The organism is Cohnella sp. GbtcB17, from assembly GCF_019091135.1.
Taxonomy (GTDB): Bacteria; Bacillota; Bacilli; order Paenibacillales; family Paenibacillaceae; genus Cohnella.
Genome location: NZ_JAGXJW010000060.1, coordinates 18,397 through 39,968, shown reverse-complemented (window position 1 = coordinate 39,968; position 21,572 = coordinate 18,397). Strand labels below are relative to the sequence as shown.

Genomic DNA, 21,572 nt, shown 5'->3' with positions numbered 1-21,572 from the left:
GCTTCCTTCTCTATAATTTTGCGATTACGACCCCAGCTTCGACGGATCGAAGGACGGATCCGGCTGCGTCTTGACGTCGCCCTTCTCGACCGCTTTGGCCAAGGCGTCATTGTAGCGCGTATTCAGATCCGTTACGATCTTGCTCACGTCGCCGCCGCCCAGCATGTACTTGAAGAACGCGTCGGCGTAGTTCGCGCCTTCGGGCGTCACGCTCGGAGAGACCGGCCAGATCGAATCGTGCTCGCCGACCAGGAAGCCTTCCATGCCGGGGATGTCCGGGTTCTTGGCTTTTTCCGCGATGCTCGGGACGACCGAAATGCCGAAGCCTTGCTCGTGATAAGCGGTTAAGATATCGTCCTGATACATGTACGCCATGAATTTCCAGGCAGCGTCCTTATGCTTCGACTTGTCGCTGATGCCGAGCCAGGTGCCGGCGGAGACGATCTCCGACGTGCCGACCTGCTTGCCCTCGAGCGTCGGCGCGAGCGCGGCCCCCCAGTTGATCGTCGTCGGGAATTGATCCTTGTACACGCCTGGCTCTGTGGCAAACGAGAGGTACATGCCGATCTTGCCGGCCGCGAACTGGGCGCGCATCGGATCGATGTCGAGCGTCTCAGCGCCGGGCAGCACGCTGCCGTCCTCCCACATTTGCTTGAAGTATTCGACGACCTGGCTGTAAGGCTTGAAGTCGAACTGCGCGGTTTTCAGGTCGTAGCCAAGACCCTGATAGCCGCTGAGCGACAAAATTTCGCGCATGGAGCGGTCGAACGCGCTTTTCGGGTTTTTGAAGTTGAGCGCGAAGCCGTAGGCGCCCTCGCTCTTGCCCGCCGCCGTGATCTTCTTGGCGTCGTCGACCATCTCCTGCAGCGATTGCGGCGGATTGGCGATGCCGGCCTTGTCGAACAGATCCTTGTTGTAAACGAGGCGGAGCGTCTGCCCCGAGTTCGGCAGGCTGTACAGCTTGCCGCCGAAAATGTTGACGCCGTCAAGCAGCAGCGAGGAGAACTTCGTCTTCATGTCGTCCGTGACGTACTCGTCGATCGGCGCCAGATAGCCTTTTTTGACGAACGTCTCCGTATTGGCGCTCTTTAGACGAAGAACGTCCGGCGCCTTGTTGCTCGAGAAGGCGATGTCCACGCTCTGGTTGTAATTCTCGGAGAGCACGGTGAGCTCGACCTCGATGTTGTCCGAATTTTCGGCATTGAACTTGTCGATGAGCGATTTGATATATTCCTGGTCGTGACGGTCGTCGGTCCAGTACGTGATGACGGCCTTGTCGCCGGACGCCTTGGAGGGCGCGGCGGACGACGCAGCGGGCGACGATGAAGCCGCGGTCGACGCCGGCGCGGAGCTTGCGCCGCCGTTGTTCGAGGAATTGCCGCACGCTGCCGTGCCGATCGCGAGCACGGCCGTCAGGCCGAGACCCAGGCTTTTTTTCCACATGTGTAACTACCCCTTTTTGAAATCGTATATTGTCGCTACGTGTTCATTATAGGTCCGGACCGGCTGCGGGGACGTGCGGCGAGTCGACTGTCGAGGGCGACAATCTTACGGTCTTGGCGGCCGGTCGCCGCCCGCGGCGTAGCTGTCGCGGAATTCGGACGGCGTCATCCCCGTCACCCGCTTGAACGTCTCGCTGAAGTACCGCCGTTCCTCGTAGCCGACCTCGGCCGCAACGTCCTGCACGGGCTTGCCGCTCAGAATGAGCTGCTTGGCCCGGTTTATTTTTTCACCGGTCACATACTGCGTGAAGGTCAGGCCGGTGACGCGCTTGAACAGGCTGGAATAGTAGCTCACGCTCAGATGCGCGCGCGAGGCGCATTCGCTCACCGTCACGTTGCGGTCGAGACGGGACTTCAAATACTCGAGCGACTTGTAAATGACCGCCTCCCCCTCCGAGCGCGCATGGCTGCGCACCAGCTCAGAACCGCTCGCACACAGCTGGCGAAGCTGCTGCTGCAGGCCGGCCAGCGTCGCGCCCGCGGAGGCGCGCTGCGCCTTGTACCGATCGACGAGCGGCTGCAGTTCCGGCTGCGGCACAAGCTCGTAGAGCGTGCGAATCGCCGCGGCCGCCAGCTCCTCGTAAAGGCCGAGCAGGTAGTCGGGATTCGGCTGCGGCTCCAGGCGTCCGAGCGCCTGCGCCATCTCCGCCAGCAGCGCGGTCGCCCGCTCGGCGCTGCCGGCGCGCAGAACGAGCAGCAGCTCGTCCTTGTGCTCGAGGGCGATCGGCTCCTGCCGATCGGTCTTCGGCAGGCTGCCGTAGCCGATCGCTCCGTTGCCCTCCGTATACAGATGGTAAGCGAGCGCCGATTCCGCCTGTCGGTACGAGTCCGGCAGCTCGGCCACCTCCTCGACGCGTCCGCCGGTGCCGACGGATACGGTGAACTTCGTATACCGCTCCACGTTCTGGCAGACGCGCTCCGCGATCTCGTCCGTCCCAAACAGGCTCGGGTCGTTCAGCACGGCGGCGAACCGGTCGTCGCCCGCGCGGAAGACGACGCAGCCCGCGTGTCTTGCGATCGTCTCCTCCGCGATATTTTGCAGGGAGAAGCGGATAAGCTCCACCTCGCGGATGGACAGGTCCGCCACCTGCTCGGGGAAGCCATCGATCTTCATCAGCATGACCGTGAAGCCCCGGGGGGCAAGCTCGACGCCCAGAAACGTCCAGCGCGGCTCCGCCCGCTCCCAGAGCGTGCGATGGCGGACGAGCAGCGAAAAATATTCCTGCCGGAGCAGCGGCATGCTCTCGCGCACCTTGCGCTCCAGCTCCTTGCGTCCGAGCGACTGCGTTCGCTCCTCGAGCGCCTTCTCCTTCGCCCGCAGCACCGCGTCCGCGATCTCCGTCTCGGTGAAGGGCTTCAGGACGAAGTCGAACGCGCCGAGCTGCACGGCCTGCTGCGCATAGTCGAACTCCGCGTACCCCGTGATGAGCACGACCTTGCAAGACGGCTGAAGCGCGAGAACCGCCTTCAGCATCGCCAGCCCGTCCATGCGGGGCATCCGGATATCGGTGACGACGATATCCGGCTTCGTCCGCTCGACGAGCGCGAGTCCCTCCTCGCCGTTGTAGGCGGACCCGGCCAACTCGATGCCGCGGGACGCCCAGTCGATCGCGGTCAGACCCGCGACCACGCTGCGGATATCGTCGATGACGATCATGCGGATTTGTTCAACGTCTTCCATCGTGATCTTCTCCTCTCCACGGAATGCGCAGCGTGATCGTCGTGCCGCGCTCCCGCGCGCTCTCGATGCCAAGCCGCGCCTCGTCGCCGTAGACGAGCTGCAGGCGGCTGACCAGATTGCCCAAGGCATAACCGCCGTTATCCCCGTCCCCGCGACCGAGCTGCCGGACGTTCATCTCGTCCATGCCGCGCCCGTTGTCCCCGACCTCCACGATCCATGCGTCGCCGCCGGCTTCCCGCCGTACCTCGATTGCGATGCGGCCGCCGTCCTCCATGTCCTTGAAGCCGTGCAGGATCGCGTTCTCGACGAGCGGCTGCAGGATTAGCCGGGGGACCGGCCGGACGAGCAGCGCGTCGTCCTCGACCTCGATCGTATAGTCGAACAGATTCTCGTAGCACCAGCTTTGCAGCTCGAGATACTGGCGGACATGTTCCAGCTCCTTGTCCAGCGTCGTCATCTCCCGCCCTTTGTTCAGACCCAGCTGGAACAGGCGGGACAGCGCGACGACCATCCGTTGCGAGGGCTCCACCTGCCCTAGGTTCAATTTCCAATAGATCGTGTTCAGCGTGTTGTACAAAAAGTGCGGGTCCATCTGCGCGGACAGCGATTTGATCTCCGCGGAACGCTTGCTCGCCTCCGCCGCCTTGACCTCGTCGATCAGCACGACGATCTGCTCCAGCATGCGGTTGAAGCGGTAGCCCACTTGCGCTAGATCGTCCTCCCTATCGCTCTCGAAGCGCGCGGTCAGATCGTTGCCTTCGACCCGCTTCATAACGAGCTGCAATCCCTTGAGCGGGCGGAGCAGGTAGCGGGTAAACCAGCCGGACAGCAGAAAGGTGACGATTAAGCTAAGCGCGGTAATGAAGAGAATCGCCCATTTGACGGCGTCGAGATCCTTCAGCACCTCGCTCTTGGATTGCACCGCCACAACCGTCCAGTCGTTAAGCTCAAGACGCGCGTAGTTGAGCAGATAGTCCTCCCGGCCGAGCCGGACCGTCGTATACCCCGCTTGCGCCTCGTCCTTGAGAAATGCCGACGCACGGCCGCTGCGCGCCGTCTGTACGGCGAGCGGATCGTCGTCCGCGTAGACGAGTCCGCCGTCCGCGTTCAGCACAAACCGCTCGGAGCCGCCGGATGCCGGCGAACCGACGATCTGGCGCAGGCCGTTCTCGCGGATGTTGACGACGACATAGACATCGCGGGTCGGGAACTCGGCGATCGGCAGCAAGATCAGGGAAACGACGCGAGGCTTGCCCTTGAACAGCGGGTCCTCGTGCCCTTCGATCCAGATGTTGCGCTTCGCCTTCGCCGCGCGCGCGTAAAGCGCCGTATCCTTGAACGCGACGGACCGGTTCAAATTCATCGACAGCGGATAGAAGTCGCCGATCGGCGTAGAGATATAGATGGATTGAATGAGCGGCTCGGCGATGCGGGCCTGGGAGAAGACGTTGTCCATATTGGACAGATGCGTGAAGTAAGCGCTCGCATTTCCGCTCGCAGCGTCCTTCAGCATGCTCTGGAACGAATTGTTGATCATGAACGTCATCATGACGATCATCAGATTATTCAGCTTCTCGTCGACGACCTGCGCCGACTTGACGACCGTGTCCTGGGTCAACGTCAGTGCCTTGTCCTCCAGAATGCGCGCTGTCGTCGTGTAGGAGAACAGGCCGGTAATCAAAATCGACAAGATCGAGATGACCAGGAAGGCCGACTTGAGCTTGTTGCGAAAGGACAGCTTGGAGATGTTCATCGATGGATCACGCCTCGCGATAGAAGTCGGTTGTATGTCCCGATTATGTCATGGTGAACGCATACCTACAATGATAATCGAGCCGTCCGGCGATCGGGGAGCGGTGAACGTACGGTTAAGGGAAACGATTCGACGAGGCCGGGCGAGGAGATGGGGACGGGCGGGGTAAAGCATAGGTAATGCAGTGCGGCACGAAGCCGTTTGAAGGAGGAGCGAACGCATGAAGCCATTCGACTATTCGCTGGACTACGCCAGCCTAGATCTGCGCGCGCATCCCGAGCTGTACGCGGTGGGCCGCGGCGAGCAGGGCGGGCTGCTGGTGGAGCCCTACAAGAGCGAGATTTTGCCGCATTGGCGGTTCAAGACGCCCGAGAAAGCGGTCGCATCTTCCAAGAAAATTTTCGACCTGTTCCTGGCATACAAGGCGGCGGACGACTTCGTCGGGATGGATATGGCCCGCAAATTTTTGCAGATGGGCTTCACCCGCGCCCGCCGCTATGCGAACCACCGGAGCGGCCGGAAGTATGCGTCTGCCGACGGCGCCGAGCTGCCCGACCGATACGACCCGGTCAAGGCGGAGTCGGCGGCGATTTTCAAAAGGAAGTGGGACGAGGCGCGCACGGATTCCGAGTACCTGGAGATGAAGAAGCGACATCGCGAAAAATACGAAAGCGCCGCGCGGTAAAGGGCACCGGGGCACCGCAGTTACAGGCAGCCCAGCACCCAGCCTTCCAGCGCCGCCGTTCGAAGCTCTTGAGGCGTCAGCGTCTCGAGCCGGAAGTATGGCGCGAACGCGCCTGCCAAGTCGCGCTGCTGCGCCCACTCGGCGATGGCGAAGGCGTCTGTCTCGTGATCCGACAGCGTCATATCGTATCGCATGGACGGAGAAGACGCCTTGTAGGCGAGACGTTCCTTGCATATTTTCGGATAAACCTCCGCTACGACATGGCCGCCGATCGGCCGAACCGCCGTCTCTCCGCTCACGGACGCGCCGATGTGATCGTAAGGCGAGCATTCGATCCGCCCGCGGTCCGTATGCTGCCTCAGCGCAGCCGGCCAAGGCAGACCTGCGTGCGTCGAGTAGGACACGTTCATGCTCATATGCCCGTGCCTGCGATCCAGATCGAGCACGCTGCTGGCGCCGATGGCGTAACGCGCCTCCGTCTTTCGCAGCAGATTGGCGTTGCGGTAAGGCGCGCCGCGCTTTTTGCAATCGCCTACGCCATACCGCCGCGTGTCCCAGCTGCGCGCGATCCACGCGAGAAAGTCGTCTCAGGTTTGCAGCCCGTAGTGGGCGAGCTCCCCCTCCTCTTTTTGACCCGTCTCAAGCCCGATATCGGTTCGCGCTCAACCATTTCTCCGCCGCTTCGACCGCTTCCTTCGCCCCGAACAGCCGGCACTCGGCTTCGCCGATACGGCCGGACGCGACATGCCCGCTCTTGTCGAACAGGACCCCGATCCGCTCGAAGTCGTCCGCGTCGTATGCATAGTCCTCGAACCAACGCCATGAGCGCTCCCCGTCCGACCGGACGGCCGCTCCCATGCGCTTCCTCGGCATGCCCGGGAGCCGGGCTTCGGCCAGATGCAGGCAGGTGCAAGAATCGTACCCTGCGCCGAGCAGCAGCACCTTGGCGTCCAGCTCGCACAGCCTGCCGAGCGGCGAGGCTTCCCCGAACTGCGGCGTCAACGGATGCTCGGCTACGATGTACGCGGCGTGCCGGCCGTTGGCCGTAAAGGATACTTGCGGATGGTCGGAGCGCTGCGTGCCCGGCCAGGTCCGGAACAGCTCGGCGATCCGCCCCATCCCTCGCGACGGCGTCAGCGCCGGGTCGAACGCGGGCATCTCGCTGTAGATCGTCTCGATCCAGTCCGCCGGCACAGCCGGATGCTGCCACTCGGCCGGATCGCTCCAGTCGCCGCTCTGCGCGGGCATGACGAGCGTGCCCTCTTCGCCGACAGCCTGCAGGAGCGCCAAGATCACGGCCTGCGGACCGCCGCATACCCAGCCCATGCGGGACAGGGAGGAATGGACGAGCAGCGTGTCGCCGGATTGAACGCCCAGCTGTCCCATCTGCGCCGCCATTGTCGCTATCGTATTCGGCCGCCTCGTGCGGTCGACGATGTCTTTTTCGCTCATCGACTAACAACTCCTTTTTTAAATACTGATTGCAATTCGAGCGTTGGAAAGGCTTAACTTTTATCGCCCAACGTGTTATATCTGAAGGATCAATTCCCGAATGGAGGTCTCCCGGATGAACGTCCCGTCGCTGGTCAAGTACATCCTGACCAAAAAAGGCGCTATTAAAGATTATCCGTTCGGCGACCAGCCGCTCGTGCTGAAGGTGTCGGGCAAAGTGTTCGCGCTGGTGGACGAGCGCGGCGAGCCGCCTTCCGTCAGCCTGAAGTGCGATCCCGTGCTCGCGGAGAGCCTCAGGCAGCAGTACGCCGCCGTCATTCCCGGCTACCATTTGAACAAGATGCATTGGAACACCGTGCGCCTCGACGGCACCGTGCCTGACGCGGACCTGAAGGCGATGGTCGATCATTCCTACGACGCGGTCGTGAGCAAGCTGAGAAAAGCGGATCGCGAAGCGCTCGAGATGCGTTTAGCCCCGTTTCCCAAGGACGATAATGCCCGTCGCAACAAGTAAAGTTCAAAAAGCGGACCGCCTCGAAGGCGGTCCGCCTCTTTAATTAACGCTTACGAACAACTCGCGGTACCGCTCGTAGTCCGCCGCCCTGCAGCTGAGCGACAGGCGTGTGCCCGTTTCCTCGTACTCGGTGCTTCGTACGTCGGCATGCTCGTTAAAGTAAGCGACGAGCCGCCCTTGATCGTACGGAATCAGCACCTCGCCCTCTACATAGTCGCCGAAGACGCGGTCCCGAATCAGCTTCACGAGCTCCTCGATGCCTTGACCGCCCGCAGCGGACAGATAGACGATGTCGCCGTCGATGCGCGGGTAGTCGCCGTCCGGCAGCAGATCCGCCTTGTTGTAGGCGTAGATGGCCGGAATCTCGTCCGCCCCCAGATCCTTCAGCGTCTCCCGGGTGACCGCGATGTGCTGCTCGAATTCGGGATTGGCCGCGTCGACGACGTGAATGAGCAGATCGGCTTCGGACACTTCCTCGAGCGTGGAGCGGAACGCCTTCACGAGATGATGAGGCAGCTGGCTGACGAAGCCAACCGTGTCCGCGAGCAGAAACGTTTTGCGGTCCGGCAGCGAGATGCTTCTGACGGCCGTCTCCAGCGTGGCGAACAGCATATCCTTGGCCAGCACGCGCTTGCCGGATTCGGGTTCGTAGGCGGCGAGCAAAGCGTTCATGAGGCTCGACTTGCCCGCATTCGTGTAGCCGACGAGGGCCACGACGGGTACCTCGTTTTTCTGGCGCTGCTTGCGCTGCACCTGACGGCGGGCGACGAGCTTCTCGAGGTCCTGCTGCATATGCGAGATGCGTTCCTCGATCCGCCGGCGGTCGAGCTCCAGCTTCGTCTCCCCCGCGCCCCGGTTCTTGAGCCCGGACCCGCCGCCTTGGCGTCCGAGCGATTCGCGCAGGCCTACCAGCCGAGGCAGCATGTACTGGAGCTTCGCCACCTCGACCTGCAGCTGCGCCTCCTTCGTCTGCGCGCGCTCGGCGAAGATGTCGAGGATCAGAATCGTGCGGTCGATAACCCGGCGCTCCAGCGCGGACTCCAGGTTGCGGATCTGGGAGGGCGACAGCTCGTCGTTAAAAATGACCGTCGAGGCGTCGAGCTCCGCGGCGATCGCCTTCAGCTCCTCCACCTTGCCGCTGCCGATATAATGGGCGGAATTCACGCGTTCCGCCTTCTGCGTCAGCTCGCCGACCGTCTCGATGCCGCAGGCGTCAGCCAGGTTGCGCAGCTCTTCCATCGCATATTCGAAACCGGGCGCGTTGTTCAGCTGAACGCCGACGACGATCGCGCGCGCCAGGTTGTTCGGTTCGATATTTTCTCGTTCCATACATTTATCATCCTCTCATGATCGGTAAAACAAAAAAACACAGGCGTCGTCCGCCTGCGCTCAGGGTGATCAGATCGAGGAAACGCGATTCGCCCGACGAGGGCAAATCGCGTTCGAAATCATGCCTATCCAAAGGCCGGCCGCCGGCGAACGTCAAAACGTCCGCGAACAAGCGAACCGGCGCAGCTCCCGCGCGGGTTGCCTTCGAATGTAGACAGACTTCATCTGAGTCCCCTGCCGGCAGGCAGAGCTTGGGCGCTAATCATTAGCCGACCAAAGTGCGAACTCGGATGTAGTCTATCACACGGCAACCCTCCGTTTCATAAAGTAACTCGATTCTAACACATGCCGCAGCGCTATGGCAAACGCTTCCTCTTGGAAGGCTGCCGCACGGCGACGATTGACGCCAGGCGGTCGCAACGAATCCGGTCCGTCGGCTGCAAACGCAACTTACCGAGCACCGCAGTCTCAGCTCGTCGCCTCCAGCCACCGCCGTACGGCTTCGCCGATCTTATCTGCTTTTTCCCGCACGTCGTCCATATCGACGAGCTTAACGATCGCACGATCGTCGGCCGCCCATTCGAGCAGACTTGAAGAGTCCTCTCCCAGCGCAGCGCGGACATTCAGATCGCTTTTCTTGGCGCCTGTATGGAAGACAAGCCGGATCATCCCCTTGCCCTGCAGATTAAACGTGACCCGATCCTGGCCGTCAACGCTGTAGCTCGGCGCATTCCACTTGATGCCCTCGACGAGACGAGCGTCCGCATCGTGCACAATCGCGTGCAGCGCCTCAATCTCCTGCTTCATCGGGTGCTCAAGCTTGTCCATGAAGTCGGCTGCCGCCATCTCGGCAGCCGATCCCCTCCCCTTTGGCATCCAGTGCACGCTCCTCTGCTTTCGTTTTTTTGCGTTGCGTCCATTTTACCATTCGCTTCCTCCTTCTGACAGCTCCCTCGCGTTGCCCGACAGTATCCAATATCAGCCCGGTCTGTTACTATATAAGCAATAAGCCGCATGCGACTGGCGAGATCAGTGGAATCGACCACGAGGGAGCATGCGGCGGGACCCTTCCGTTCGCCTGGGAAAAAAGGATCCGCGCGCAGCACTCGTATGTGAGTGCGAGACTGCCGCGGGTCCTTTTCGTTTTACGAATCCATATTCCCATCTCAAGGAGGAACAAGGCATGACGACGATCATGAAAGCTAAAGAAGCCGCGGAACGCATCTACGACGATGTCCGCTCGCGCGTGCAGGCGCTTAAGGCGTCCGGCATACTGCCGCAGCTGGACGTTATTCTTGTCGAGGGGGACCCCGCTTCGGCGTATTACGCGCAGGCCAAACGAAAAATCGCGGACCGGCTCGGCATCGCCTATCGCCTTCACGAGCTGCCGGCAGACGCGACCGAAGCTTCGCTCTTGCAATTGATCGCCGATTGCAATGCGGATCCCGCCGTTCACGGCATTCTGCTGGAGCTGCCGCTTCCCGCCCACATGTCCGCGCGTCGTATCGAGCGGGCGATCGCGCCGGCCAAAGACGTCGACGGCGTATCGCCCGCCAACAAGCTCGCCGTCGTCACGGGCGAGGCCGGCCTCTATCCGGCCACGCCCCAGGCTTGCATCGCGCTCGTCAAGCATTACGGCTATGCGCTCGAGGGCGCCGACGTTACGCTCATCGGACGGGGCCAGACCGTCGGGCTGCCGCTCTTGCATCTGCTGCAGCGGGAGCAAGCGACCGTCACCGTCTGCCACTCCCGCACGCCGGATATCGCGAAGCACCTCGCGCGTGCGGCGTTCGCCTTCGTCGCCGTCGGCCGCCCGGATACGGTGACGCCCGGCATGGTCCATCCCGGCCTCGTGCTCGTAGACGCCGGCATCAACGAGCTTGCCGACGGCAGCATCGCCGGCGATGTCGTCGCAGGCGCGGGCGAGCTCGCTGCCGCCTATTCGCCGGTGCCCGGCGGCGTCGGTACGCTGACGACCGCGATCGTGTTCAACAATCTGATGGACGCGATCGATTGGCAGCGAAAGGAGGCGACGGGCGCATGAGCGATATCTCGTGGGAGCAATCGATTCGGAGCTTCGTCGCACAAGCGGGCAGCGCGGACCCGACGCCCGGCGGCGGCAGCGTAGCCGCAGTGGTCGCCGCACTTGGGGCCGCTATGACGTCGATGGTCGGCCGGCTATCGCAAGGCGACAAGTTCGCCGCCATCCGGCCGCAGGTCGAAGAGACGCTCGCGGAGATGAACCGCCTGAGCGCGGATTGCGAGACATTGATGCACGCGGATATTGCGTCGTTCGACCGGTACATGAGCGCGCTTCGGCTGCCCAAGGCGACGGATGAGGAAAAAACGCAGCGCCGGGCGGCGCTGCGCGAAGCAGCCTTGCAGGCAACCGCGGTGCCCCTACGGCTCATGGATCAATGCCGGGAAGGGTTGACCCATACGCTGCGAATCGCGGAAGGCGCCAACAAAAACGTCTTGTCCGATCTGGCGATCGCCGCGATTCTGCTGGAGGCTGCTGCGCGATCTGCTATGCTGACCGCGGAGATTAACTTCGGTTCGCTTCAGGACGCGAAGCTGGAGGCCGTGTATGCCGAACAGGCGACCGCACAGATGCGCATTATCGCGGACATGGCACGAGAGGCGCAGGACATCGCCCGACGCAGGATGCTTGAATGACGGAGACGCAAACGGTCATCCGCGCCTCCGGCGTTCACGGTCGCCCGCCTTCCTTTGCCCGATTGAACGCCAGCTCATACAATTCCTTCAGCTTGGTCACGCCCAGCTCGTCCAGGCCATCGATGAAGGCGTCCCACTCGGACATCGGCTTGTAACCGAGTATAAACCGGGAGACGTTGGACCCGTAGTACTTGTCCAGCTGCTCCAGCGCCGGCCAGGCCCAGGCGATCTCGCTCGCGGTCAGCATCGGCGGCTCGCCGGAGATCGGGGACGTGTACTTGGCCGCTTCGCGATACGCATATTGCTCGCCCGCGCTGCTGAGCGACATAAGCGAACCGTAGTCGAAGCGGCCGTACGTGCCCGCCGTCATGATGCCCGCTTCCTTGCGCAGATCGTTGGGCTCCTTGAACAGAGGCAGTAGTTGCCGTCTGCCCTCTACTACCTCGTATGTCTCTCCTTCCTTGCCCCAACTCATCAGGTCCATGCCCCCGTCCGAGTACAAAAAGTCCAGATAGCGCAGCGCCGTGTCGAGACGGTCCGTTTTCGCGGAAATCGCGAAGCCGAGCGGTTCGTAGTCGTTGCGCGGGAGATAGGCGTATCCCGCCAGTCCGCTTGGCGGCGCCATAAACGAAAGGTGCTCGCCGGCTTCGAGCTGCGCGTTCATGATCTCGATCTGACCGATGTATTGGACCGTGATGAACGATTGATTCGTCGTCATGAACTGGGTCCATGCTTTATAATCCATCGAGAGCCAATCCGGGGGCATCAGCCCTTCGTCGTAGAACTTCTTTAAATATTCGATCAGCTTTTTAAAATTCGGATCGGTCGGGCCGTACTCGACGTCCCCGGTCTCGGGGTCCCGGTAGAACGACGGATGGATGCCGAACGCCGGACCGAACGTGGCGAGAGTGCCGAGCCCGTGCCTGAACACGAACGGGTAGCTGTCCGGATAGAGGCGCTTGAGCGCCTTGGCGGTCTCGTAGAGCTCGTCCCAGGTGGCGGGCGGCTTGAGACCGTGTTTGTCGAAAATATCGTCCCTGTAAAACCAAACGATCTGATTGCCCGCGCCGGCGCCGTCGCTGAGCAACTGGTATATCTCGCCGCCGGGCGAAGTCATACGCGCGGCGACGTCGGGCCTAGAAGCGAGAAAAGCCTTCACGTGAGGCATCCGGTCCAGATATTCGGAGAGATCCAGAAAAGCGCCCCGCGAGCCGTACTTCTGCGCGTCGGTCGGATACAGCGTGAACAAGTCCGGCATGTCGCCCGACGCGATCGCGAGCGTCATCGATTCGGACCCGGTCTGCGTCTCCTGCTCGATCGCAATGTTGGTCGCCTCCCGTACCCACCGCCATACGGGCCAATCCGGCCTAGCCGGCCAAGCTTGCGATTCCTCCGTAAGCATCTTAAGCCGCGCAGCGGTCGATAAAGTCGCAGATGCGGTCCGCTCGTCCGCACTAGAAGACACGGCTGTCGAAGCCGCCCGATCGGTGACCCCGCCGCCGAAGCAGCCGGTCAGCGCGGCCGAGACGGCAAGCGCGCCCAGGACGGAGAGCGCCGTCCGCGCGGCAGTCCCCGTTATTCGTTTGCTAGACTCGATCAAGCCGGATCCCCCTATTCCGCTGCCGTTCTTACGAGATATCTTGCCGCTTCCGGTACTCGCTCGGCGTCATGCCCGTGAACTTCTTGAACATTCGGTTGAAGGACGTGATGTTCTGGTAGCCGACCGCCTTCGCGACGTCGTTAATCTTGGCGCGGTTGTCGGACAGCAGCTCCTTCGCCTTCGCGATACGCGTCTCGTTGATGTAGTCGACGATATTGACGCCCGTTTTTCCTTTGAAATAAGTTGACAAATAGCTGCTGTTCATCTTCAGCTTCTCCGCGAGCACGTCCAGATAGATCGCCTCCGACAAATGCGCGTTCACGTAGTCGATGACGAAATCGGTGACCGGATGCTTCTCTTCTTTCTTGGCCTTGAAGGCTTCGGCCGCTTCCCGTACAAGATCAGCCAGCAGCCTCTCCAGCTCGGCCGCGGTCTCGCATCGCGGAAGCCGCGCTTCCGCCTGCGCGAGGATAGACGTCAGCCGGTCGGGATCGGCCGGAGACTGGACGGCCGCGACGCGTATCTTGCTCGCCGTTGACTCGGCGAACCGCAGCAGCGCGGATGCCGGCAGCGTCCCCGCCCCCCGCCGGTCGAACATTCGCTGCATGATCGCCGCCGCGCGCTGCCCGTTCCCTTCCTTCAACTGAACGAGAAACTCCTTGTCCTCGTCCGGCGGCAGCTCGACTGGCGGCTGCACCGGCGCGGGCTCGACGATAATCTGCGTCTCGTCGGTCAGGCGCCGGTCCCTGACGAGCTGCTGCGCCTCCTCGTAGGCCGACGTCAGTTCATCCGAGGACCGGTGGACCGGCGTCAGGACGATGGTCACGATGCCGTACGCTTTGTCCTGATCGAACACCTCCTTTGCGCGCTCCAGCACAGGGATAAGCTCGACCGGCCGGTCGGTCGGCACAAGGCTCAGAACCTGATTGCGCTCGATCTGAAACGTCTGCGCATCGGGAAACGCCGCCTGCAGATGGACGTCGATATAGGCTTTCATGTAATAGAGCCATTTGTCGATCGGCTCGGCATCGCCCGCATCGCGACGCCTTGGCTGCACCTGATACAAGATAAATACGAACGGCTTGTCCGGGAAGGAAAAGCCCGCGCCGTCGGCCTCGAGGCTTCGGATCGCCTTCAGCCGGTTGACAAAGCCGACCTGCCGGCGCAGCTCCCGGCTCCCGCGGAGCTCGTCGTCGATCAGGTTGAACTCCCGGATGCCGGGTCGGTTCGGCATCGCTTCGTTCATCGAGCGCAGCGATTCGATGACGCGCTTCAGCGGATTGTTGATGCGGACGGCGAACATGACCGCGATCAGCAAGCTGAGAAGCACGGCGGCAGCAAGGATGGCGATCAGCGTCGCGCTCAGCCGCGACTGATAGGCGATCTGCTGGGCCGGTACCCGGTACGCATAGCTGTAGCCGGTTGCGGTTCCTTTCCGGATGAAATAGTAATCCTCGCCGCGAACGAATCGGTCCTTGCCCGGATTCGTCAGCTCGGCATAGCTCAGGAACGGCCTTTCTCCTTCTCTGCGGTAGAGCACGCGCCCGTCTTTGTCGTAGACGACGAAGTCGTCGTATTTGCTTTGCTGGAACGCGTCGTACATTTTCCCGGCGTTAAGGAACACGACCATGTACAATTCCGCGCTTCCGTCGTATTTGAACACGATCGGAATCAAGTCTCCAATCGGCTCGGAGCCGCCTTTGAACATGGAATTATAAAAAGGGGCCGAAGGGAACACCCGGTAGGTATAGGATTCGGAAAACTGTGCGGTCCAAAAATCCGGCGGATACGCTTCGCTTGCGTAAAATTTGCCAAACATCGCCCTGGCGCTCGTGCTCGTGTTTTTTTCCAGCACCGTCTTGCCTTGGTCGACGATAAAAGCGATGTTATCTATGAACAGGTAAGGGTTGGCGACCCAGGTCGAGATATCGCCGATGATCTGCGGGAACTCGTCGTAGCGGGGCGGAGCCTGAAGCCGCTGCACTTCTTCGCTGAAGAACAGGTACATTTGTTTTTTGACGAGATCCAGGTGCTTCTCGTAGCCGTTCATCGCGTTGTCCAGCATGAGCGTATTGTAGTTGACGATCTCTTGCTTGACGCTGCGCTTGGATACGGAAATCGCATACACCGTGAGCGAGACGAGCAGCACGATGATGCACAGAAACCCGGCGATGAGCCGCATGAACAGCGAATAGGATCTGCGTCGGAAAAAAAGCAACGGCTGAAGTTGTCTCATGCGTCCCCCAAGCGTGGAAAATAATGTGCTTCGCCGATCGGGCACCTCAATCTTAACAAGCCTATTCGCACGTGTAAATCGGAACATCCCGGCCGCGTCAGAAAAGCGATCCCCGAATCCGCTTGGATCCGGGGATCGCCCTAATAGAGGTACGCCTAGCGCGAAATTAGATGATGAACGGTACCGTCGGATTCGAGGCGATGTCCGCCGAAGCCTGCTTGATCGTGCCGTTTAAAGTGACGCTGAACGTGTACGTGACGGGCAGAAGCTCCTTGCTCGCGATGCCGCCCGAGAACGTACCGAACGTACGCCAGCCTCCCGCGTAGTACGCGGCTTCGCCGCCTTCGAGCATGTTGCCTTGGACATCTTTCAACTGAAGCGCGACATTCGTCGTCTGAAACACGACGATCGGGTCGACGATCGTATCCTGGCTCTTCTGAAGGATGCCTCCCGCGTAAGTCACGGCGTACGCATAGTTGCCCGGAAGCAGCTCCTTGGACGTCTCGCCGGAAGCCGCGGTCGTGCCGAGCGTGCGCCAGCCGGTCGCGTAGTAGGCTGCCTCTCCGCCTTCGAGCGGCGCACCCTGGCTGTTTTTCAGCTGCACCCGCACTTTGACCGTCCGGAAGTCGACCGTGGCGTTGTCGCCGGTGTTTTGCTCTTTCTGCTGGCTTGTGCCCTCGTACGTCATCGTGAACGAATACGAGCCGGGCAGCAGCTCCTTTGTAACCTCGCCGCCCGTCGCCGGACCGAACGTCCGCCAGCCGTCTGAATAAAAGGAGACGACACCTCCGTCTAACGCGTTGTTCTGGCTGTCCTTCAGCCGTACTTTGACCTTGGCGGTCTGGAATGCAGCGACGTTGTCGATGCCCGTATTTTGCGTCTTCTGCACCGTCTTGCCTTCATAGGTCATGGCGATCGTGTAGTTGCCGTCCGGCAGCATCTTGCTCGCCGTCCCGGTCGCATCGGTCGTGCCGAACGTCTTCCAGTCGCCGTCGTAATAGCTGACCGTCGCGCCCGCGATCGGGTTGCCCGCGCTGTCCGCCAGCTTCGCGCGGACGGTCGTCGTCGAGAGCGCAAAGCCGACGTTATGGGCGGATTCGACGTTGCCCGCCTTGTCCGCGGACCGGTACCGCACGCTGTAGGTGCCCTGGCGGTCGAACGTGACCGGCCCTGCGTAGGGCAGCCAGGCGGTGCCGTTGTTCAGGCTGTACTCGGTCTTGTCGATGCCCGAGCCGCCGGCATCCGTCGCGCTCAGCGTGAGCGTGACCGGGCTTGCGTAAGCGCCGCCCGTGCCGTCCGGCTGCGCGGGCGACAGCGTCGCGGTCGTCGTGGGCGCGGACGTGTCCGCAGTCGCGGGCGTCGTGTCCTTGTACATGGCAACGTAGTCGAACAGGAACTGGCTCTTGTAGCGGTTGCCGCTGAACTGGAACGTATCGACGGTGTTCACATTCTGGTTGTTCAAGAAAGGAATGCCTCGTACGGTGTACGTTCCCTTCTCCTTGTCCAGCGCGCCGGGAGGCACACTGATGCCGCCGTAGGACTTAAGCGCGTCCGCTTGCAGCGTCAAATCGTAGGTGTCGGTATCCGTGTCAAGATCAATGCGAAGCGTGATCCACTGATCCTTGGGCAGCTTGAAGTCGAGCGCGTTGCCAGGGATCTTAACGTTCCCTGTCCCCGCGTCTACATAATAGCCGAAGGTGCCTCCCGTAAAGCCGGTGAACCGGACGATATTCGCGCCATTCCCCCGCAAATACAGCTCGTAGTTGCCGTGCTCGTAGCCCGTCGCGTTGTCCTTGAACAGGCTGTTGAACATGAAGCGGGTCTCGAACTTGACCTTCCCCGCGATCGGTGTCGTCGTCCTTTTCGCGACCGGGCTCTCGGTATAGCTGTCGTTGTTCGGAGAAAAGTCGTCCTTGACCTGCAGCGATCGTCCGGCGCCGCCCGGCGTGGCCTCTACCGTGACGGCGGACGCATTGTCGCCGCTCGCCTTCGTGACGGTCCAGCCTGGCATTGACGGCAGCGTGGCTGCCGGATATTCGTCGAACGAATCGTAATAATCCCCGCCGGCTGCGGAAGGCAGCGTCACCGTCAAACTCGGCCCGTTTTCCGAACGATTGCCGTCCCCGTCGACCGCCTCGACCTTGAACGTATACGCGCCGCCGGACTGCAGCTGGGTCGCATCGTACGCATACACGCTGCCCGCGACCGTCGCAATTTTTTCGAACGTGGTCTGCGACGCCGTTTTGCGAGAGATCTCGTACGAGGCCACGCTGCCGGAGTCGTCCGTTGCGGCATCCCATGCTAATCTGGCTGTGTTCGTGAAAAGGCGGCTTGCTTTAAGGGCAGCGCTCCCCCATTCGGGCGGCTCCGTATCGCTGGCCGGCAGTTCAAGCGGTACGCTGTCCAGCGAAGGATTGTCGCTCGTATCGATCGCCCGCACGATGATGGCATACGCCGTGCCGGGCACGAGCCCCGTGACCGTAGCGGTCGTCTGGCCGTTTGGCACGACCGTCTTCTGCTCGCCGTTCGCAAAGATCGCGTATTCCTTCACCGCCACGTTGTCCGTCGACGCCGTCCAGGAGACCGTCGCGGTCGTATTCGTGCGGGAGACGAGCTGCACGCCGCCCGGCACGCTCGGGCGAACCTCGTCGTCTTTGTTCTCGATCAGGGCGATCCAGTCCAGGTTCATGGCACCCTGCGCATTCCACATCGTAATGTCGATAGGTCCGGCAGGCAGCTGCTGGTTGGTGTGGACGCGAAGACCATTCCAGGATTCAGGCCAACGTCCCCAATCGGGAATTAAATCCGGTCCTCCCAACGTCACCGGCGCCTCGATGTAATACGGTTGCTCGCCGATCATCGTGAGTCGGCCCGTCATCGTACCGATCGGATCGAAGCCGGCCACGTATTTAAGGACGAGATCATACTTGCCCGCCTTGGGCACATTGACCGTCCACTTCGCCCATTCCCCGGTCTTTTTCCATTCTCCGATACCGGCTTGGCCCGAGAGGGTATCGCGCGAATACTTTTTGGGATTAGGACTGCCGATGGACGTGTACAACTCCGCTTCCTTCCACACCATGTTCAGCGCAGCCCGCTGAGCGTCCGGCTCCTCCCACACCTCCGCGGGTGTCGTGTGGCTTGTGCCGATGCGCGTCAGCTTCAGCGGACCGACCGCGCCGCGCACAAGAATGGAAGCGTTGGCTTCGAGATAGACGCTGCTCGGCCTGCCGTGCTTTTCGAACACCAAGCCCGCCGGCGCTTCCTGAACCTCATACAAGCCCGCTTCGTTGCTCAGCTTGCCCCATGCGACAGGCATGTTGTCAATATCGCTGTATACCTGCATCGTCACGCTGCTCTGCGCGCCGTCGATCTCGACGGGCAGCGTCACGTCCTCCAGTGCGCCCGGCATCGGCGCGTCGTTCAGCTTGAAGGCGTGCTGCCCCTTCTCGACGCGCAGCGTCAGCTTGCTGCCCGATACCGCCCAGTGCACGCCGCGATCGGCGAGACCAGCTGCGACGGCGCCTCCGCTCGGGAAGTCGGTCCCGGTATCGAAGTCGCGAACGCGCTGAACGCCCGGCGCTTCGACGGACACCTTCGTCGGATCCGCTTGGCCCGACACGGACAGGCGCTCTCCGTCGTAGGCGATTGTCGCGGGCTGGTCGCTTTCGATCAGCGTAACGCCGTCTTTAACGACCTTTTTCCCGTCGACGAGCAGCACCGAATCGCCCTTTAGCGCGACCGCCGAACCGTCGAAGCGGATGCTGCCGGCATCGATTTCGCCGGCCGACGCCGTCAGGCGGACATACACGACCGTGCCATCCGCGAAGGTCAGCTTCATATAATCGCCGTGTTTTTCAGAAATGACGTCCTGCGCGGCAGAATCCCGCTTGTACGCTTCCATCGTCGATACGAAGGTCGTCGACGCCGTCTTGGGCGTACTGAAGACGGCATGCACTTGCTCGTTCAACTTGAAGGTGCCGCCCGGCTTCACTTCGCCGCCCGTGACGCCGATGTATTGATTCGTCTTCGAGGCGCTCAGATTGTCCGGCGTGTAGAAGCGGACCTTAAGCGCCGCATCTCCTTTAAGAATGGTCGCGCCGGCCTGGTCTTCGTCGAAATCGAGTTGATCCTGGGCATGCAGCCGCCATTCGAACTTATTGCCCTGCGGATCCGCGGATTTCAATCTGTCGATCATGACGAACATGCCGGGACGCAAGTAGATCACGTCGCGGTCCGACTGGCTCAGCGCGTTGCCGTAAGCGGTTTTCGCGTCGGCGCTGACCGCGTCGAAGGCAGGCGTCGTCACGAAGCTTTTCACCTTGCCGTCAGCATCGATATCGTTGGCCTTCTGACCGACGCCGCCGTCGTACGTAATCGCGTTGGCCGCCAACGTCTGTCTTGTGTACTGCTCTCGGTGCGCCGTGTTATAGCCGTCGTAATGACCGGCTTCGATCGCCAGCGACTCCCCGAAAGCGTTGATGACGAAGCCGTTCTGATCGGCATAGCTGTGGTTGTAGCTGCCGAACGGGCTCGACCTGAAATACATCGAGACGCGGTCCGGGTCGTACAGCTCGGAATGCATGGCCACTACGCCCACGTCCTCGAACCACCTGGCTTTCGGCAGATCGACCGGCGGGCGGGAATCGAGATTGTCGTCCCCGTAGAAGTAGTTGTTGTTAAGCGTGAGAGACGGCCCCGTGCCGATGGCCTCGCCCGCCCATTTCAGCCGTCCGTCTCCGCTCAACTGGGACAGCCGGTTGTATATGGTGACGCTAGTACCAGAAGGCAGATATTGGCTGTCGTCCCCTAAGACGCCCTTCGGGGTCCCATGCGGGAAAACGTATAGCGGGTACAGCCCCGCGTTGCGAGAATAACCTTTTTCGTATAGATTGAGCCCGGTCGAAGCCAGGAGCACGTCCTCGAACTCTTGCGCGATGGTGCTGGACCACTGCCAATAGCCCGTACCCTGGGACCAGCCGCCGTCCTCCCCGCCCCAAGGCGGCAGGATGTTGATGTAAGCCGGCACGATCTTAGCGTACCACTGCTCGGCTATGCCGTCGCGATATTCGCCCAGCATGGCGGTGGCGATAATGCCGAGATAGCCGAACGCCGACCAGCCGTGCGAGTTGTACGGATTGATCTTAATGTTGTAATCCGGATTGTCGACGAGCGCCTCTACCATCGCTATGGTATGCAAGGCGATCAGATCCCGAAGGGTCGTGCGTTCCTGCTCCGTCAGTTCGTCGTACAGCCAGTCGTATGCCATCGCCGAAGCGAGCGCGACCGAACGCTGAATCTGGTCTTGCTGACCGGACGGGCCTGTCGGGTCCCAGCCGGCGATGCCGGCGACGTTGTTGCCGCCGAACAGCCGAATTTTCGCGTCGGTCAAATACTTCTGATCTTCCGTAATCAGGTATAGAAAGGCGGTGTCGACCATTTTGTTCAGCAGATCTTTGGCTTTCTCCGCATATTGGTCCAACCTTTCCCTTTCCGTAAGATTAGGATCGGTACTAAGCGGCGGATCTTTCGGAGGTGCCTGACCGGCCTTCAGCAAGACGAGATCTTTGATTTTCGCTTCGATGAATGCCTTCCCGCTGCCCGACAAGGCGAGATCCTTGAAGCCTTGGAGCCCGTCCGGCGTCGTCCAGATGCGCGGATGTCCGTCCGGCACATTCTCGATCAACTTTGCGACCGGCGGCACTTCGAACTTCGTGTACTGCTCTTCGATCCGGAACTTGCGCACGTCGCTCCATACCGACGTCCCTTCGGCCTTGTGGAAGCGCACCCGCCAGTACCAGGTGCCGCTATCGAACGCTTTGGGGAAATTATAGACGTTTTCCGTCAGTGCGAGTTTCTCGTATGTGACGCTCGATACCGATACGTCTCGGCTGACCTGCAGGTCGTAGCTTGTCGCGTTAGGTACCGCAGGCCATCTGAAGTCCGGCGGATTTTGCGTCGTGACCAAACCTTCGGCCGGCGCGAACGGCATATTGTAGCCGCCGCACACCGACGCCGGCCAGGCTAGGCCCGTCTCCTCCGCCTGTGCGCTCTTGAAGGCGACACCGACGTTCAGCAGGCTCGCGAACATCGCGATGACCATGCCGAACGCCATCGTTTTTTTCTTCGTCCAACCCCTCATCG

At 61.4% G+C, this 21,572-nt stretch carries 14 protein-coding genes and 1 riboswitch; of the genes, 4 read left to right on the top strand and 10 right to left on the bottom strand.

All coding sequences use genetic code 11. The features are described 5' to 3' along the window. Positions 1-24 precede the first annotated feature (24 nt). The 3 genes from KVT38_RS26790 to KVT38_RS26780 form a co-directional block, all read right to left on the bottom strand. Positions 25-1,443, bottom strand: a complete 1,419-nt coding sequence (locus KVT38_RS26790) for an ABC transporter substrate-binding protein (RefSeq protein ID WP_217596817.1) — start codon at positions 1,441-1,443, stop codon at positions 25-27. A 105-nt stretch (positions 1,444-1,548) separates the two neighbouring features. After that, positions 1,549-3,183 carry a response regulator gene (locus KVT38_RS26785; RefSeq protein WP_217596816.1) on the bottom strand — a complete coding sequence of 545 codons (1,635 nt, stop codon included), beginning with the start codon at positions 3,181-3,183 and terminating at the stop codon, positions 1,549-1,551. Then, positions 3,170-4,936 (bottom strand): sensor histidine kinase, encoded by a 1,767-nt coding sequence (locus KVT38_RS26780; RefSeq protein WP_217596815.1) that lies wholly within the window; start codon positions 4,934-4,936, stop codon positions 3,170-3,172. Before KVT38_RS26780 ends, KVT38_RS26785 begins: the two co-directional genes overlap by 14 nt. Positions 4,937-5,156: 220 nt before the next feature. On the opposite strand from KVT38_RS26780, the gene KVT38_RS26775 reads away from it, so the two are divergent. Beyond that, a complete protein-coding gene (locus tag KVT38_RS26775; protein ID WP_217596814.1) occupies positions 5,157-5,621 on the top strand; it encodes a DUF4385 domain-containing protein in 465 nt (154 codons plus the stop codon). A 20-nt stretch (positions 5,622-5,641) separates the two neighbouring features. On the opposite strand, the gene KVT38_RS26770 is transcribed toward KVT38_RS26775, so the two are convergent. Both KVT38_RS26770 and KVT38_RS26765 read right to left on the bottom strand, forming a co-directional pair. Beyond that, the gene (locus tag KVT38_RS26770) at positions 5,642-6,067 is read right to left on the bottom strand and encodes a hypothetical protein (RefSeq protein ID WP_217596813.1); all 426 of its coding nucleotides are present in this window, start codon (positions 6,065-6,067) and stop codon (positions 5,642-5,644) included. Positions 6,068-6,260: 193 nt separating this feature from the next. After that, positions 6,261-7,073, bottom strand: a complete 813-nt coding sequence (locus KVT38_RS26765) for an AAC(3) family N-acetyltransferase (protein ID WP_217596812.1) — start codon at positions 7,071-7,073, stop codon at positions 6,261-6,263. Between the two features lie 115 nt (positions 7,074-7,188). Between KVT38_RS26765 and KVT38_RS26760 the strand changes: the two genes are divergently transcribed. Continuing rightward, positions 7,189-7,587: an MmcQ/YjbR family DNA-binding protein gene (locus tag KVT38_RS26760; protein ID WP_217596811.1), complete on the top strand. Its 399-nt coding sequence runs from the start codon at positions 7,189-7,191 to the stop codon at positions 7,585-7,587. Between the two features lie 39 nt (positions 7,588-7,626). Here KVT38_RS26760 and hflX read toward each other — a convergent pair whose 3' ends face one another. Together hflX and KVT38_RS26750 are read right to left on the bottom strand one after the other, a co-directional pair. Continuing rightward, positions 7,627-8,916 carry a GTPase HflX gene (gene hflX / locus KVT38_RS26755; RefSeq protein WP_217596810.1) on the bottom strand — a complete coding sequence of 430 codons (1,290 nt, stop codon included), beginning with the start codon at positions 8,914-8,916 and terminating at the stop codon, positions 7,627-7,629. A 468-nt stretch (positions 8,917-9,384) separates the two neighbouring features. Next, positions 9,385-9,792 carry a DUF1801 domain-containing protein gene (locus KVT38_RS26750; RefSeq protein WP_254639582.1) on the bottom strand — a complete coding sequence of 136 codons (408 nt, stop codon included), beginning with the start codon at positions 9,790-9,792 and terminating at the stop codon, positions 9,385-9,387. Between the two features lie 130 nt (positions 9,793-9,922). Continuing rightward, positions 9,923-10,007, top strand: a riboswitch (ZMP/ZTP riboswitch). 92 nt (positions 10,008-10,099) lie between these two features. On the opposite strand from KVT38_RS26750, the gene KVT38_RS26745 reads away from it, so the two are divergent. Both KVT38_RS26745 and KVT38_RS26740 read left to right on the top strand, forming a co-directional pair. Next, positions 10,100-10,960 (top strand): bifunctional 5,10-methylenetetrahydrofolate dehydrogenase/5,10-methenyltetrahydrofolate cyclohydrolase, encoded by an 861-nt coding sequence (locus tag KVT38_RS26745; RefSeq protein WP_217596809.1) that lies wholly within the window; start codon positions 10,100-10,102, stop codon positions 10,958-10,960. Beyond that, the gene (locus tag KVT38_RS26740; protein ID WP_217596808.1) at positions 10,957-11,592 is read left to right on the top strand and encodes a cyclodeaminase/cyclohydrolase family protein; all 636 of its coding nucleotides are present in this window, start codon (positions 10,957-10,959) and stop codon (positions 11,590-11,592) included. Before KVT38_RS26745 ends, KVT38_RS26740 begins: the two co-directional genes overlap by 4 nt. 34 nt (positions 11,593-11,626) lie before the next feature. Here the strand turns inward: KVT38_RS26740 and KVT38_RS26735 are convergent, their stop codons facing one another. The 3 genes from KVT38_RS26735 to KVT38_RS26725 form a co-directional block, all read right to left on the bottom strand. Continuing rightward, positions 11,627-13,192 (bottom strand): extracellular solute-binding protein, encoded by a 1,566-nt coding sequence (locus KVT38_RS26735; protein WP_217596807.1) that lies wholly within the window; start codon positions 13,190-13,192, stop codon positions 11,627-11,629. Between the two features lie 28 nt (positions 13,193-13,220). Further along, positions 13,221-15,428, bottom strand: coding sequence for a helix-turn-helix domain-containing protein (locus tag KVT38_RS26730; RefSeq protein ID WP_217596806.1), 2,208 nt, complete (start codon positions 15,426-15,428; stop codon positions 13,221-13,223). A gap of 166 nt (positions 15,429-15,594) precedes the next feature. Next, positions 15,595-21,570 carry a DUF4962 domain-containing protein gene (locus tag KVT38_RS26725; RefSeq protein ID WP_217596805.1) on the bottom strand — a complete coding sequence of 1,992 codons (5,976 nt, stop codon included), beginning with the start codon at positions 21,568-21,570 and terminating at the stop codon, positions 15,595-15,597. Positions 21,571-21,572: the final 2 nt, after the last annotated feature.

Bases quoted from the DNA above. Each gene is read 5' to 3' on its own strand.
- KVT38_RS26750 (WP_254639582.1), bottom strand. From the start codon at position 9,792: ATGCCAAAGGGGAGGGGATCGGCTGCCGAGATGGCGGCAGCCGACTTC.
- KVT38_RS26730 (WP_217596806.1), bottom strand. From the start codon at position 15,428: ATGAGACAACTTCAGCCGTTGCTTTTTTTCCGACGCAGATCCTATTCG.
- KVT38_RS26785 (WP_217596816.1), bottom strand. From the start codon at position 3,183: ATGGAAGACGTTGAACAAATCCGCATGATCGTCATCGACGATATCCGC.
- KVT38_RS26765 (WP_217596812.1), bottom strand. From the start codon at position 7,073: ATGAGCGAAAAAGACATCGTCGACCGCACGAGGCGGCCGAATACGATA.
- hflX (WP_217596810.1), bottom strand. From the start codon at position 8,916: ATGGAACGAGAAAATATCGAACCGAACAACCTGGCGCGCGCGATCGTC.
- KVT38_RS26725 (WP_217596805.1), bottom strand. From the start codon at position 21,570: ATGAGGGGTTGGACGAAGAAAAAAACGATGGCGTTCGGCATGGTCATC.
- KVT38_RS26790 (WP_217596817.1), bottom strand. From the start codon at position 1,443: ATGTGGAAAAAAAGCCTGGGTCTCGGCCTGACGGCCGTGCTCGCGATC.
- KVT38_RS26760 (WP_217596811.1), top strand. From the start codon at position 7,189: ATGAACGTCCCGTCGCTGGTCAAGTACATCCTGACCAAAAAAGGCGCT.
- KVT38_RS26740 (WP_217596808.1), top strand. From the start codon at position 10,957: ATGAGCGATATCTCGTGGGAGCAATCGATTCGGAGCTTCGTCGCACAA.
- KVT38_RS26745 (WP_217596809.1), top strand. From the start codon at position 10,100: ATGACGACGATCATGAAAGCTAAAGAAGCCGCGGAACGCATCTACGAC.
- KVT38_RS26780 (WP_217596815.1), bottom strand. From the start codon at position 4,936: ATGAACATCTCCAAGCTGTCCTTTCGCAACAAGCTCAAGTCGGCCTTC.
- KVT38_RS26775 (WP_217596814.1), top strand. From the start codon at position 5,157: ATGAAGCCATTCGACTATTCGCTGGACTACGCCAGCCTAGATCTGCGC.